Annotated in this window: 9 protein-coding genes and 1 pseudogene; 5 read left to right on the top strand and 5 right to left on the bottom strand. The window is 47.9% G+C overall.

What is annotated here, in order from left to right:
- Positions 1–29 precede the first annotated feature (29 nt).
- The gene (locus LC508_RS20580) at positions 30–1,688 is read right to left on the bottom strand and encodes a putative manganese-dependent inorganic diphosphatase (protein ID WP_103732946.1); all 1,659 of its coding nucleotides are present in this window, start codon (positions 1,686–1,688) and stop codon (positions 30–32) included.
- Positions 1,689–2,275: 587 nt separating this feature from the next.
- Here LC508_RS20580 and LC508_RS20575 point away from each other — a divergent pair.
- The 4 genes from LC508_RS20575 (at position 2,276) to LC508_RS20560 (ending at position 5,779) form a co-directional block, all read left to right on the top strand.
- Positions 2,276–3,010, top strand: a complete 735-nt coding sequence (locus tag LC508_RS20575) for a 3-isopropylmalate dehydrogenase (protein WP_118593835.1) — start codon at positions 2,276–2,278, stop codon at positions 3,008–3,010.
- A gap of 167 nt (positions 3,011–3,177) precedes the next feature.
- Positions 3,178–3,882 carry a S1 RNA-binding domain-containing protein gene (locus LC508_RS20570; RefSeq protein WP_103732850.1) on the top strand — a complete coding sequence of 235 codons (705 nt, stop codon included), beginning with the start codon at positions 3,178–3,180 and terminating at the stop codon, positions 3,880–3,882.
- A 17-nt stretch (positions 3,883–3,899) separates the two neighbouring features.
- The gene (locus tag LC508_RS20565; protein WP_033140635.1) at positions 3,900–4,958 is read left to right on the top strand and encodes a PTS transporter subunit IIC; all 1,059 of its coding nucleotides are present in this window, start codon (positions 3,900–3,902) and stop codon (positions 4,956–4,958) included.
- 167 nt (positions 4,959–5,125) lie between these two features.
- Positions 5,126–5,779: a GTP pyrophosphokinase gene (locus LC508_RS20560; RefSeq protein WP_181014537.1), complete on the top strand. Its 654-nt coding sequence runs from the start codon at positions 5,126–5,128 to the stop codon at positions 5,777–5,779.
- 100 nt (positions 5,780–5,879) lie between these two features.
- On the opposite strand, the gene LC508_RS20555 is transcribed toward LC508_RS20560, so the two are convergent.
- Positions 5,880–6,767: a DUF1002 domain-containing protein gene (locus LC508_RS20555; RefSeq protein ID WP_054352998.1), complete on the bottom strand. Its 888-nt coding sequence runs from the start codon at positions 6,765–6,767 to the stop codon at positions 5,880–5,882.
- A gap of 240 nt (positions 6,768–7,007) precedes the next feature.
- On the opposite strand from LC508_RS20555, the gene LC508_RS20550 reads away from it, so the two are divergent.
- Positions 7,008–8,174, top strand: a complete 1,167-nt coding sequence (locus LC508_RS20550) for an ROK family transcriptional regulator (protein ID WP_103732851.1) — start codon at positions 7,008–7,010, stop codon at positions 8,172–8,174.
- Positions 8,175–8,492: 318 nt separating this feature from the next.
- Here the strand turns inward: LC508_RS20550 and phnX are convergent, their stop codons facing one another.
- The 3 genes and pseudogenes from phnX to LC508_RS28875 form a co-directional block, all read right to left on the bottom strand.
- Complete coding sequence (gene phnX, locus LC508_RS20545) at positions 8,493–9,260, bottom strand: phosphonoacetaldehyde hydrolase (RefSeq protein WP_103732234.1); 768 nt, start codon at positions 9,258–9,260, stop codon at positions 8,493–8,495.
- Positions 9,257–10,354: a 2-aminoethylphosphonate--pyruvate transaminase gene (gene phnW / locus LC508_RS20540; protein WP_103732235.1), complete on the bottom strand. Its 1,098-nt coding sequence runs from the start codon at positions 10,352–10,354 to the stop codon at positions 9,257–9,259. Before phnW ends, phnX begins: the two co-directional genes overlap by 4 nt.
- Before the next feature lie 50 nt (positions 10,355–10,404).
- A pseudogene (locus LC508_RS28875) lies at positions 10,405–13,058 on the bottom strand (extracellular solute-binding protein).
- Positions 13,059–13,061: the final 3 nt, after the last annotated feature.

The following is a 13,061-nucleotide window of genomic DNA, read 5'->3' as shown; positions in this document are numbered from 1 at the left end:
CTTCCTCCCGTATTAGACCCCGCAGAGCCCTAGTTATTATTCTGCTGCAGCGTACCGATAAAGGCCGGGATAAGCTGTTTCTTCCTGGATACGACTCCCTGAAGGATATAGCCGCCCTCCTCCTCTTTCACACCAAAGGCATCCTCCACCAGTTTCCCGCTTCCGTCCCCGTAACAGATAATCTCTGAGGATTCGTCCAGTATGTTGGTAAGCATGATGAATACCATGGTGATCCCGTTCTTGCCGCATTCTTTTTTCATAAACGGAATCAAGCGTTTTTTCAGGTCCTTCAGCTCCTCCTCATTCATGGAGCTGATCTGTCCCACGCCGAAATTGGTGTCGTCTGCGGTAAAGCGTTTGAAATCCTGATAGAAAATGCCCTCTGTGGTCTTTCCTTTCAGATTGCTTCCCGCTGTGAACATTTCTTTTGCAAATTCTTCTATATTTATACCGGCAATGAGAGCCAGCGCCCCTGCTGCCATTTTGTCCATATGGGTGCAGGTGGGGGAACGGAACATAAGCGTGTCGGAAATGATGGCCGCACAGAGAAGCCCTGCAATGTTTGGCTGTATTTCCATGGCTTTTTCCGTATAAATCTGATACATAATGGTGGCAGTGCATCCCACCGGTTGATTTCTGAACATGATGGGTGAGATGGTTTCCAGAGATCCCAGTCTGTGGTGGTCAATGATCTCCAGGATATCCGCTGCATCAATATTATCCACTGCCTGGGTCTTCTCATTGTGATCCACCAGGATCAGCTCTTTCTTCTTCATGCCTAACAGGTTACGTCTTGACACGGTTCCGATGTATTTTCCATGTTTGTTCACCACAGGGAAAGCCCGGTGTCTGTTCTTGACCATCACATCCTTGATATCGTCTGTGAAATCGTCGGTCTGGAAGGTGATCAGATTATCCTTTTTCATGATGTGTTTTACCGGAATACTCTGGTTGATAAGTCTTGCCACTGTAAATGTATCCAGGGGGGAACGGATGATCACACAGTCGTTTTTCACGGCTGCATCCTTGATATTCTCCGCCACCTCGGTGTTGTTGCAGACAATAAAGCAGCTCACGTTCTCGCGGATGGCACACAAATGATCCTCGTGTCTGTCACCCAGGATCACCAGGTCGTCCTCCTCCAGAAATTCTCCCAGCTTGTCCGGATGGGCCGCACCGATAACCACTTTGCCTTTGACAAAATATCCATGGGGATTTCCCGTCACTACAGTTCCATCCACAGTGTTGGCAATGCTCCTGTACTGGGTTCTGGCATTTGACAGGAAATAGTTGTCGTGGGCATCCATATAGGATTTTGCAATATCTCCTGTGGTGATGAGTCCCTCAAGCTGTCCGTCCTCTTTTGTTATGGGCAGCGTCACGGCATTGCTCTCCTTCATGATGGCCCAGGCATCCTTGATGGAAATACTGCTGGAAACACCGGGTGTCTCCCTGATCTCCATATCCTTCACCTGTGTTCCCACATCTGCCAGATAACCCGGCGCTTCCATGCCGAAACGCTTCAGTACATACTCCGTCTCACTGTTGATCTGTCCTGCTCTCTTTGCCAAATATCTTCTTCCATCGCCGGAGCGGTTCTTGATATCCGTATAGGCGATAGCTGAGCAGATGGAATCCGTATCCGGGTTTTTATGGCCCATAATATAGATTTTCCCTTGTTTTGCCATTCTCTGCGTCCTTTCCCTTGTTTCTATATAATTATAATTTTCTGTAGAATTTTCCAGTCTATGCATTGTATTTCTGCCTGACGGCTAAACGTGATCCCCTACCGGGGAATTCCTGCGGTCAGTGTGGTAAATACACTGGCCTGTTGAATAGTTACATCCTAACATACTTTTGGGAGAATATCAATTTACCTGCCCTTTTTCATATCCTTTTTCATTATAAACAGTTATGGGGATTTATCGTTTGCTGATCAGTGTCCTCCGTACTGTTTTGTCAGATTTTATGCGGAGATAAGATTTGCTTGGATGACCCTGGCCGAACCATAATATATTTCAGTTATAGACCGGAAATACCTGTTGCCGGCAGGAAAAGCCTGTGCTAAAATTAAGAAAAAGCATATTTTCTGGATCATCTTTCTTTTTTTGAATCTGTCTTGGGATTCAAAATATCTTATATCATTTCATAATAACGGGTCGACGTATGTACGGCCTGTCCTTTCGGAAAATTCGTGCTTTTCACCACATTTTTTGCAGGAGTTTTCGGAAAGGTTGGAAACCTCCTGCGTCTATAACTAAAAAGGAGGTTTTATATGGAAGAACGGAAACAGCAGCCGCATGCCCTGCAGTGGCATCCTGCTTTTTATGCCGGGATTCAAATTGAACTGGAAGCGGAGGCAGATCTGCTGCTCTTTGAAAACGAGCATCAATTGGGGACAAAACCAAAGGAAATCGATGTGCTGATTGTAAAAAAAGAAAGAGATGTTTCTATCCGGAAAAATATCGGAAGGATTTTCAGGACGCACAATATTGTGGAATATAAAAGTCCTAAGGATTATCTGAGCGTGGATGATTTTTATAAGGCAGATACCGCGCAGGCTGACAGCATCGCCATTCATGACATTACCATAACCTTTGTATGCCACCGGTATCCGCGCAGTCTCATGCGGCACTTGACAGATGAACTGGAAGAAACAGAAATGGCAAAACGCTTGATTGAGCAGTATGGAAAGCATAAAGAAAATAACCTGTATAAATCCGTTATGGATCTTATTGTCCGTGCAAACAGAGGTAAATTCGAGGAGGCGAAGATTATGTGTGAAGCGTTGGAAGAGTTGATGAAGGATGAGCTGGAAGCCAAAAAAGCGGAAGGTCTGGCTCTGGGTAAGGCAGAGGGCATTATAACTCTGCTTAAAGATCTGGGTGAAGTATCTGAAAAACTGCAGCAAAATATTATGGAGCAGAACGATACCGAAGTTCTGGACCGTTGGCTCAGATATGCGGCCAGGGCCGAGACAATTCAGGACTTTGAACAGAAAATCCAATAAATCCTGCCCATACCCTCAAAACCGGTTACTGTTCAACTGTGTGCTTGGTAACACGCTTCGCGATGCACCGATATAGAAAGAACTGCACACGGACATTGCAGACCTTCCCCTTTCTGTGATATAATCGAAAGCAAAAGAATTTGCTAACCGACACAGGAGGGAAAATCATGGCAGAAGAAATGAAAAACCAGGAAACTATGGACGACTTCGCAAAGGAGATCGATGCTTCTTTTGAAAGTTTCAGAGATGCGGATATGGACATCTGGGAGAAGCTGGAGAAGATGAAAGAGGACAAGACCGAATTTGAAGTGACTATTGAGGGTATTGTAAAAGGCGGCGCTATCGCTTACGTGGAAGGCATCCGCGCTTTCATCCCCGTATCCAAGCTGTCCCTGCAGTATGTGGAAGACCCGGAAGAGTTCCTGAAAAAAACTCTGACTGTCCGCGTCTTTGATGTGAATGAGGAGGAGAACAACCTGGTCCTCTCAGCAAGAGAAGTCTTAAGAGAGAAGAGAGACGCTGAGAGACGTGAAAAAATCGCTGACATCAAAGTCGGCACAGTTCTGGAAGGCACTGTTGAGACACTGCAGAACTACGGCGCATTCGTGGACTTAGGTGACGGTATCTCCGGTCTGGTACACGTATCCCAGATTAGCCAGAAGAGGATCAAATCCCCGAAAGCAGTTTTATCTGTAGGCGATAAGGTAACTGTTAAAGTGATCAAGAATGAAGACGGCAAGATCAGCCTCAGCATGAAAGCACTCCAGGAAGTGCCGGAAGAGAAAGATGAGTTTGAAGATATCGAAATTCCGAAAAGCGAAGAGCTGACCACCACTCTCGGCTCCCTGTTTAAAAATATCAAACTGGATTAAGACAGGAGTACAGAACATTGAAAAAATTACTGAACCGGATTTTCGTGGATGGTTTGAGCGGCATGGCCTCCGGGCTTTTTGCCACGCTGATCATCGGCACGATCATCCAGCAGATAGGAAATCTCATTGGCGGAAATATCGGGACTCTGCTGTACCAGTTCGGCAAGATGGCTGCAGCCATGACAAGCGCCGGAATCGGTGTGGGTGTGGCCTGCAGATTTAAGGAGGCACCTCTTGTGGTGCTCTCTGCCGCCACCGCAGGCATGGTGGGCGGTTTCGCAGGTAAGATCACTGCGGGCGCCGTATTTGCAGAGGACGGTTCTGTCATCCTGTCCGGCCCCGGGGAACCTCTCGGTGCCTTTGTGGCCGCTTATGTTGCTATTGAACTGGCAAGGCTGGTAGCAGGCAGAACACGCCTGGATATTATCCTGGCACCCCTTGTGGGTATCCTCTCCGGTTCTGCTGTGGGCATACTTGTAGGCCCTCCCATCAGCCGCATGATGACACAGTTAGGCTCCCTTATCAACTGGGGAACCGAACAGCAGCCGTTTCTTATGGGCATCATCGTGTCTGTCCTTATGGGCATGATACTTACGCTGCCTATAAGCTCTGCCGCACTGGGCGTTATCCTGAATCTGTCCGGTCTGGCTGCCGGCGCAGCAACCGTAGGATGCTGCTGCAACATGGTAGGCTTTGCTGTGGCAAGTTTTAAGGAGAACGGGGTTTCCGGTCTTCTGGCACAGGGAATCGGTACATCCATGCTCCAGGTGCCCAACATAGTAAGAAAACCGGTCATCTGGCTGCCGGTAATCCTGTCCAGTGCGATTCTGGGACCCATCGGCACCATGGTATTTAAAATGACCAACAACGCCACCGGTTCCGGAATGGGAACCGCAGGGCTTGTAGGCCAGATCATGACATGGCAGACTATGGTTCCCGCAGAGGGGGCCGTACTCGTAATGGTGAAAATCATTGTGATCCATTTTCTGCTGCCGGGACTTCTGTCCCTGTTCTTCTGCAACTGTATGCGGAAGCTGAACTGGATCAAGAATGGTGATATGAAGCTGGAAGTGTAAAATATTGTCAATCCTATAAAATTTTCATTAACAATCGTCAAAAATGTGACAATCTGACGCTTTTGTGATATACTTGATAAAAGTGGGAAATCTTCCTGCCGGCAGTAAAATACACCTGACAGAGTGTCCTTGAACTGCCACGAATCACGAAAGAGGATGTGAAAAGAATGAGCAGCGCCCTTCATATTACCAATTACGAGGACGTAAACAGCTGGGAAACTCTGATGTTCCTGTACAATGCCGCATTGAAGGAAGTGGGGACCAAGATTGATATTCTGAACGAAGAATTTCAGCACATCCACCGTTATAATCCGATAGAACATGTAAAATCCAGGATTAAAACTCCTGAGAGTATTGTAAAGAAACTGAGGAAGAACGGATATGATTCCAATATCGAGAACATGGTCAAGTATGTAAACGATATTGCAGGTATCCGAATCATCTGTTCTTTCACTTCAGATATTTACCGCATAGCCGACATGATTGCAAAACAGACTGATTTGAAGATACTTTCCCTGAAGGATTACATCAAGAATCCTAAGGAGAGCGGTTATCAGAGTTACCATATGATCGTAACCGTACCCATCTTCCTGTCAGACGGAGTAGTGGAGACCAAGGTGGAAATACAGATCCGCACCATCGCCCAGGACTTCTGGGCAAGCCTGGAGCACAAGATTTATTACAAATTTGAGGGAAATGCTCCGGCCTATATAAGCAGTGAATTACAGGAATGTGCCAAAATAGCATCCCAGCTTGACCGCCGTATGCTGTCCCTGAACGAGGCAATTCAGAAGTGCAGCACCGGTTATGATAATGATTAGACGTCCGGGCCGGCCTTAAAGAGTGCCGGCTGTTAAGAAGTATGAAAGAGAGGCCCCTGGCCGCAGATATTCTGCATGCCCGGGGCCATCCTTTTATTTATCAGCTAAAGAGGTTCTTAAAGAACTCTATGATCTTATCAAAAAATCCCTGTACCTTTTCCTGGTTAATATCCAGCTTCAGTCCCAGGTCCTCAATCTTGTTATACAAATCCTTTGCCTGTTCCTTCAGGCTGTCCACGTCCAGATCCAGCCCCTTGATCTTCTCCATCAGATTCACAATAGCCTGTCTGTCCTCAGCGGAAAGATTGATCTCCATCTCATCTGCCGCCTGGTCCACCACGTCACCTATCTCATCCTCTGACATGTTCTGGGCCTCCACGACCTTTTCCTTGACCGCGCCCACAAGCTGCTCTGCCTTCTCGCTGTCTCCCACATTCTCAGCCAGCTTTCCTGTGATGACCAGCTCATTGGTGGCTGTGTCCACATTTTCCTGCTCCACTTTCTCTCCGGTCATGTTCTCGTAGGACTTAATGGCGCCTACAAGAGCTGCTGTCCCTGAGATCTTAAATGGTCCCGCAACTACAATATCCGCATCCTTGATGCCTGCTGTCACCAGGGCATTCTGGTACATACCGGTGGTACAATAGGAAATGTTGTGAGTTGTTACCTTGATTCCGTTCCCGTCCGTCTTGCCTTCTACCAGTACGGATGAGAGCGCTCTGGAACCAATCACACTCTTGTCCAGATAAGCATCCAGATAGTCGTGTTCATCCTGGTTGGTGATAGTGGCTACCGTATAATTTTTCAGGTCATCCTCTGTAACCCCCAGAAGCTCCAGTACGGTTGCACGCTCCTGCGCATTCAGATCCGCGCCTAATGATACATATGGTTTTTCCAGTTTGGCGTCCTCCCTGTCTGCCAGTACACTGACTGGTGATGCCAGCAGCATGATCCCCGCAGCCAGGAACGCAATTCCTCGTTTCATCATAATCATAACTCCTTTCATTTATCCCCTTGCAGCTCGCAGGATGTCCCTGCTTGCTATTAAGAATAGCACAAATCGCCAAATCCTGCATCTAAAGTTTCTATTAAGTTACTGTTGTTACTGTTCACAATATTTGTATAGTGGGTAAACAAACTGCTTGCCCCAGGCACCAAAAAAGTGGTATGATTACTGTAACAGTAAAAAGATGCGGCATGATCAGCTGCTGCATCACGGAGGATCTTTATGGCAATCGCAAACCAAGAAATGATAAGAGACAACAACCGGCGTCTGGTCCTGGAGTATATCGTAAACAATCCGCCCATTTCCCGCGCTGCCCTGGCCAAGGAGCTGCACCTGACAAAGGCAACCATATCCAATATCGTACAGGAGCTTATGGACCAGAATCTGGTGGCTGAGATAGGGAGCGCCCAGACCGCCCTGGGCAGAAAGCCGATCCTGATGGAATTCCAGAAAAAATGCGGCTATGCCTTCTCCATTGACGTCCATCCCAGACAGATCATCACCCTGACCTCTGATCTGAAAGGTGAGGACTGCCATTTAAGGGAATACCCTTTCCGGGAGGAGGACTGCCTGCTTGAACTACTCCGCCGTATAATAAAGGAGACGATTCCACGGTGTCAGGATGCGCCTTACGGAATCGTGGGGATCTCCATCGGCATATACGGTGTTGTGCGGGATAATGAAATAATATTCACTCCCTATTATCCCCTTCCGGAGCCTCATCTCGGTAAAATACTGGCTGAGGAGTTTGGCATACCGGTCACTGTGGAGAACGAATCCAACCTGTCCGTGCTGGGCGAGTCTGCTTTCCACTATAATTATAAAAACATGATACATCTGAATATCCACGACGGTGTCGGCATGGGTATCCTGATCGATGAACAGCTCTACAAGGGCCGTGACGGCTACGCCGGAGAGTTTGGCCACACCATCCTGTTTCCCGACGGAAAGCCCTGTCCCTGCGGCAATAACGGCTGTTTTGAGCTGTACGCCTCAGAGAGAGCCATACTGAATGAATATGCCGCACGCACACATCAGGATTCTGTCACCATTGACAGCTTTCTGAGAGCTTATCAGGAACAGAAACCCGAGGCGCTGGAAATGATGGATCTGTTTGTAAAATACATGTCCATCGGCATTAATAATATCATCAACACCTTCAATATTGACCTAATCGTGCTGAACAGCTCCTTCTCCAACTATATCCCTGACATCAACCGGCGGATCGTGGCCTATCTGGCCCGCCACCAGAACAGAGACTGCCGCATCATTCCATCAAAACTGCAGGATACATCAGGACTTATGGGCGGCATACGGCTTGGGACTGAGCACTTTCTGGATATCAAACATTTGAAAATACGGGTGCCGTTTAGTGACAATTTACGATAATTTTTTACATTCATAAAAGATTCGGTTTTCGTTCATGAATTCTTCACAACTTAAACATGATTTGCACATATTTGGGGAATATACTTATATCATAAAAATAATTCAAAACAAACATTATTTTTATATTTTCTTTTTCATATGTCGGTCGAAAGACCGGCTCTCCTTCCTTTAATATTTATAGAAAAAGCCATCGCCCGGTTTGGATATGTCCGGGCGATGGCTTTTGTTGTGAAGAATATTGAACCCTTTCCCCCCCCTTGTGATTTGACTGCGGCTGGGGAAGCTGGGTGTGGATATGGGGTGTGGAATCTGGTGGAGTTACAGGAGGTTCAGGATATCGCGGATGTCTTTTAGGATGTAATCGGCGCCGGCGGTTTTGAATGTTTGTTCAGTCTCATAGAGGCAGTGGTTACGGGCCTTGGAAGTGAGGGATTGGTATTGCTGTTCCGTGAGGGCGAGGACGGAGCTGCCTTCCAGGATGCCTGCGGTTGGCATTCCGGCGTTTTTGCCTTCTTTGATGTCAGCTATGGTGTCACCTACTTTGAGAACGCGGCGGACATCCATCAGGTGCATGGATTCCATGTTGCGGAAGATCATGTAGGGGTAGGGTCGGCCAATACCGCCTACGTCGTCGGGGCTGAACCAAAAGTCAGGGGCATATCCCTGCTCTGCGGCTTTGGGGGCTACGATTTTCATCATTTGTTCTGTGTATCCTGTGGTGGAGCCTATCTGAAGGCCCAGGCTTCGGAGTTTTTCTATGGTCTCCGGGACGTAGGGCTTGGGGGCAGCGAAGTCGGGGAGGATTTCCAGTATTGCTGTCTCGCTGTGCTCGTAGACCTCTTTTACATCCTGTTCTGTGAAGGGAGCGCCGTGGATCTGATACCATAAATTACGGATGCGTTCCATGGACAGCATAGTGCGGATGTGGTCTATTTTCAGCATGCCCATGGGGGCACGCACCTCCTCTATGGTGGGGGTGATACCAAATTCTTCAAAGGCTTTTATGAATGCCTGTACGGGTGCGAAGCTTCCGTAGTCTACTGTGGTTCCTGCCCAGTCAAATATAACTGCGTCAAATCTGCTCATCTCTTGTCTGCCTCCAGAAATTCTTTGATAATGTTATAGAGGTTTTCCATGTCTTCATGGTAAATCTCGCCTATGTTTCCTATGCGGAAAGTATCCGCATCTGTGACTTTGCCGGGATAGATGGCGTAGCCTCTTTCTTTGATGTACCGGTACATCTCCTGAAAGGAGAAGTGGCTGCCTTCCGGGTAGTAGAAGGTTGTGATGATGGGGCCCTGGTATTTGCCTTCTATGTAGGGACGTATGCCCAGTTCTGCCATTTTTTCAATGAGATATCGGTTGTTTTCCTCATAGCGTCTGGCACGGGCCGGGATGCCGCCTTCCTCCTCCAGTTCTTCAAGAGCCTTGGCGAAGGCCAGAACTACATGGGTGGGGGATGTGAAACGCCATTTTCCGTCTTTGTTCATGGTCAGCCACTGGTCGTACAGGTCCAGGGACAGGCTTCTGGCTTTTCCGCTGCTGTCCATAAGTTTGTCTTTTCTGCAGATGATGAAGGAAAATCCGGGGACACCCTGGATGCATTTGTTGGCACTGCTGATAAGAAAATCAATGCCCCAGTCTGCTGCCGGGATATCCACACCGCCGAAGCTGGACATAGCATCCACGATAAAGGTCCTTCCCATGTCTTTTACCACTTTTGCAACAGATTCAATATCGTTTAGGATACCGGAGGTTGTTTCGCTGTGGACCATGGATACATGGGTGATCTCCGGGTCTTCTTTTATGATCTTTTTGATGATCTTGGCTGAGGGGACTTTGTCGTATTCCTCACGGTACAGCACATAGGGAATACCTGCGTGGGCAGCAATATCTGCCATTCTCTCGCCGTAGGCACCGTTTGCGGCAATGAGAAGTTTGTCGCTCTTGCCGATCACACTGGTGAGGACGGACTCCACACCGAAGGTGCCGCTGCCCTGCATCAGGACAACTGTGTATTCCGGTTCGGTTACATGAGCCAGTTTCAGAAGCTGGCTGCGAATACTAAGAGTGATTTTTTTGTAGTCATCATCCCATGTGCAGTGGTCAAAAAGCATCTCTTTTTTTACGGTGTCTGTCGTGGTCAGAGGACCTGGGGTTAATAATTTATAGTTTAACATGTTTCTATTCTCCTGTATGTGATTTTATTGGTATCTTTCACAGCCTTCGTTTATTTACATTCTTCCGAAAGCTCCTGGTGCCGTTCCAGTAAGGAAACGGTGAGCTTCTCTGGAAATACTTTTGGGTAGGCGGACATATTTTCAGGGTCTGCCTCCTCGCCCTCGTAGATAGGGTTCGGATATGTCCTGATCAGCTCGCTTCTTCCTTTTTCCACAATGCACTGAGCCATTTCCATGGCCAGAGGGTTCGCCTCTTTTTTGTCAATGACTGCAACGGACTCTGTGAGGGAGAAGTTGCCCTCTTTGGGGTCCACGTAGTCCACGGGAAGGCCGTCTTTTTTGTCAGCAACTGCCTGGTGGCGGAGGCCGAATCCCACTGCCACCTCACCGGCACGGATTTTCTTAAGCGGCGCAGAGCCTGAACTCTCGATGTGGGCGCCGGCATTTTCATAGATGCCTTTCAGGACGTCTTTGGCACCGTTCTCGCCGTATTCACTGACAAGCGCCTGCATAAGAAGCCATGCTGTGGATGAACTTTTGATATCTGTCACGGATAGCAGGTCTTTGTATTCCGGTTTTGTCAGGTCTTTCAGGCTCTCCGGTCTGTCCAGGTTGTTTTCGCTGAGCATCTCTGTGTTCAGGATAATGGCGCCCTCCTGGGAGGTGATGGGTGCATAAAATGCCGGAAACTCAGTGAGGGTTTTATAGTCAAAGGTCAGATCCAGGAACATATTGTTCTGCTCCTGTGCACTGTCCAGATAGAAAGAGCTCATGGTTACCATGTCCGCCTCAATATCTTTCCCCTCTGCCAGCAGTTTGCCGCCCAGTTCTGAGGTGCCGAAGGTCTGGAACAGGTACTTTCCCTCATAACCGTTTGCGTCCAGTGTCTCTTTCATAGCCTCCACAGCCTCGTCATCTGCATTGGAATAGATTACTACCTGTTTCTCACTGCCCGAACCGCACCCTGAAAGAACGGATGCCGCCAGAGCTGCTGTCATCATAAATGCTGTCACTTTTTTCATTTTCATACTTTCTGTACTCCTCTTTTCTTTTTTAATATGGATGATTCCAGGATCTTTCCAGGATGGAATTCTCTCTGGGACAGGTATCCCACTAGTCCTTTCACCACCAGATTCGTTGCCAGGATCAAAAGGGACAGGACGAATATTTCATTGAATCTGGTGTAATACTGCAGCTCTTTTATTTTGGTGGTGATGACCATGGTTCTGGCTCCGGCGATAAAGATGACGGCGCTGACTGTCACCATGGCATTGACAAAATAGTAGCTGAATACCTCCAGAATGGTGGAGCGCATGTTTGGCGTTACGATCCTGAAAATGGTTTTCGCCCAGGAATCCCCCATCAGGAGGGCTGTTGTCTCCCAGGAACTGTTGAGCTTTTCCAGAGAGTTTTTCATCATCAGGTACGGGGTGGAAAAAAAATGTACCACATTGCACAGGATAATAAGCGCTAAGGTATTCTGCAGCGGTGTACCTGTAAAAATAAGCAGAAATGCTATACCGATCACCATGCCCGGAATCGTGTTGGTGACCAGGGCAATGCTCTCAATGATGCCCTTCCACCTCCTTCCAAGCTGGCTTCTGGCTGTGGCAAGGGCCGCTCCATAGGTGGTGACAAGTCCTGCCAGCGCAGTCAGCACTGCCATGAGCAGGGAATTCTTAAATACCCCCAGCAGACTGCTGTCCCGGAAGACTTCCGTCACATGAGACAGGGTAAAATTTGTTCTGTAGGGCCATTCCTCCACAAAGGGAACCACAAAGATCACGGCAAATACGGAGAGGATCACAAGCAGAACTACACCGCTTGTCAGGCCGCAGAAAAAATCTCTTCTCCTGTTCTGTCTTATTTCTATGGCGGAAATCTTGTTGTACCGGACATTGTAGCGTTCCAGCCAGTGAAGCAGGGAAATGCTCAGCACAGAGGGGAGCAGCATCATCATTGCCACTACCGCTCCATTCCGGAAATTTGGCACACTGCCAAGCATTTCGTTGTAAAGAACGGTTGCCACAACCTCAAACTTACCTCCCACCGACGCGGGAATCCCGTAGTCAGTAAAACACAGAAAAAAGCACTGTATCATGGAGGCTGCGAGAGTGCCCAGAAGTGAGCGCACCACGGTTCCCATAAAGGTGGCAAAAGGTTTATCTCCCATGACTCTTGAGACCACCATAAATTTTTTATCTATGTAGCTCATGGTGTTCAAAATAAGCAGGAAGGAAACGGGAAGTGTATAGATCACATACCCCAGAAGCAGGCCGTTAAAGCCGTAAATCTCAAAGATCTGACGTCCGAAAAGCCTCGTCAGAAGTCCCTGTTTGCCGAAGGAATAAATAATGGCAAACCCATAGGTAATTGTGGGGAGCAGCATGGGAAGAACCGCCAAAGTACGAATCAGTTTCTTTGTCCTCTTTTTCAGATTGGTGTAATGGATCGTGTAAGCCAGGAAAAATGCCAGCAGAGTAGCCAGAAGCGCACTGCACACGGAAATCCACAGACTGTTCAAAAGTGCCCTGCCGAATCCTTTTCCGGTCAGCACTGCAATGTAGTTTTCCGCGGACAATCCATCTGTCCCCTCAAAGGATTTTCCCAGCAGCCTTACTATGGGAACTGCAAGAAATATCAAAAACAGGAGGACCACCAGTACATAAATCACCTTTATTTCCTTTTCATTTCTTTTTATCATACA

It is taken from the genome of Blautia parvula (genome assembly GCF_020215665.1).
Classification (GTDB): Bacteria; Bacillota; Clostridia; order Lachnospirales; family Lachnospiraceae; genus Blautia; species Blautia celeris.
This window is presented reverse-complemented; position numbering and strand designations above follow the sequence as displayed.

Bases quoted from the DNA above. Each gene is read 5' to 3' on its own strand.
- LC508_RS20580 (WP_103732946.1), bottom strand. From the start codon at position 1,688: ATGGCAAAACAAGGGAAAATCTATATTATGGGCCATAAAAACCCGGAT.
- LC508_RS20575 (WP_118593835.1), top strand. From the start codon at position 2,276: ATGGAAGAACGGAAACAGCAGCCGCATGCCCTGCAGTGGCATCCTGCT.
- LC508_RS20570 (WP_103732850.1), top strand. From the start codon at position 3,178: ATGGCAGAAGAAATGAAAAACCAGGAAACTATGGACGACTTCGCAAAG.
- LC508_RS20560 (WP_181014537.1), top strand. From the start codon at position 5,126: ATGAGCAGCGCCCTTCATATTACCAATTACGAGGACGTAAACAGCTGG.
- LC508_RS20555 (WP_054352998.1), bottom strand. From the start codon at position 6,767: ATGATGAAACGAGGAATTGCGTTCCTGGCTGCGGGGATCATGCTGCTG.
- LC508_RS20550 (WP_103732851.1), top strand. From the start codon at position 7,008: ATGGCAATCGCAAACCAAGAAATGATAAGAGACAACAACCGGCGTCTG.
- phnX (WP_103732234.1), bottom strand. From the start codon at position 9,260: ATGAGCAGATTTGACGCAGTTATATTTGACTGGGCAGGAACCACAGTA.
- phnW (WP_103732235.1), bottom strand. From the start codon at position 10,354: ATGTTAAACTATAAATTATTAACCCCAGGTCCTCTGACCACGACAGAC.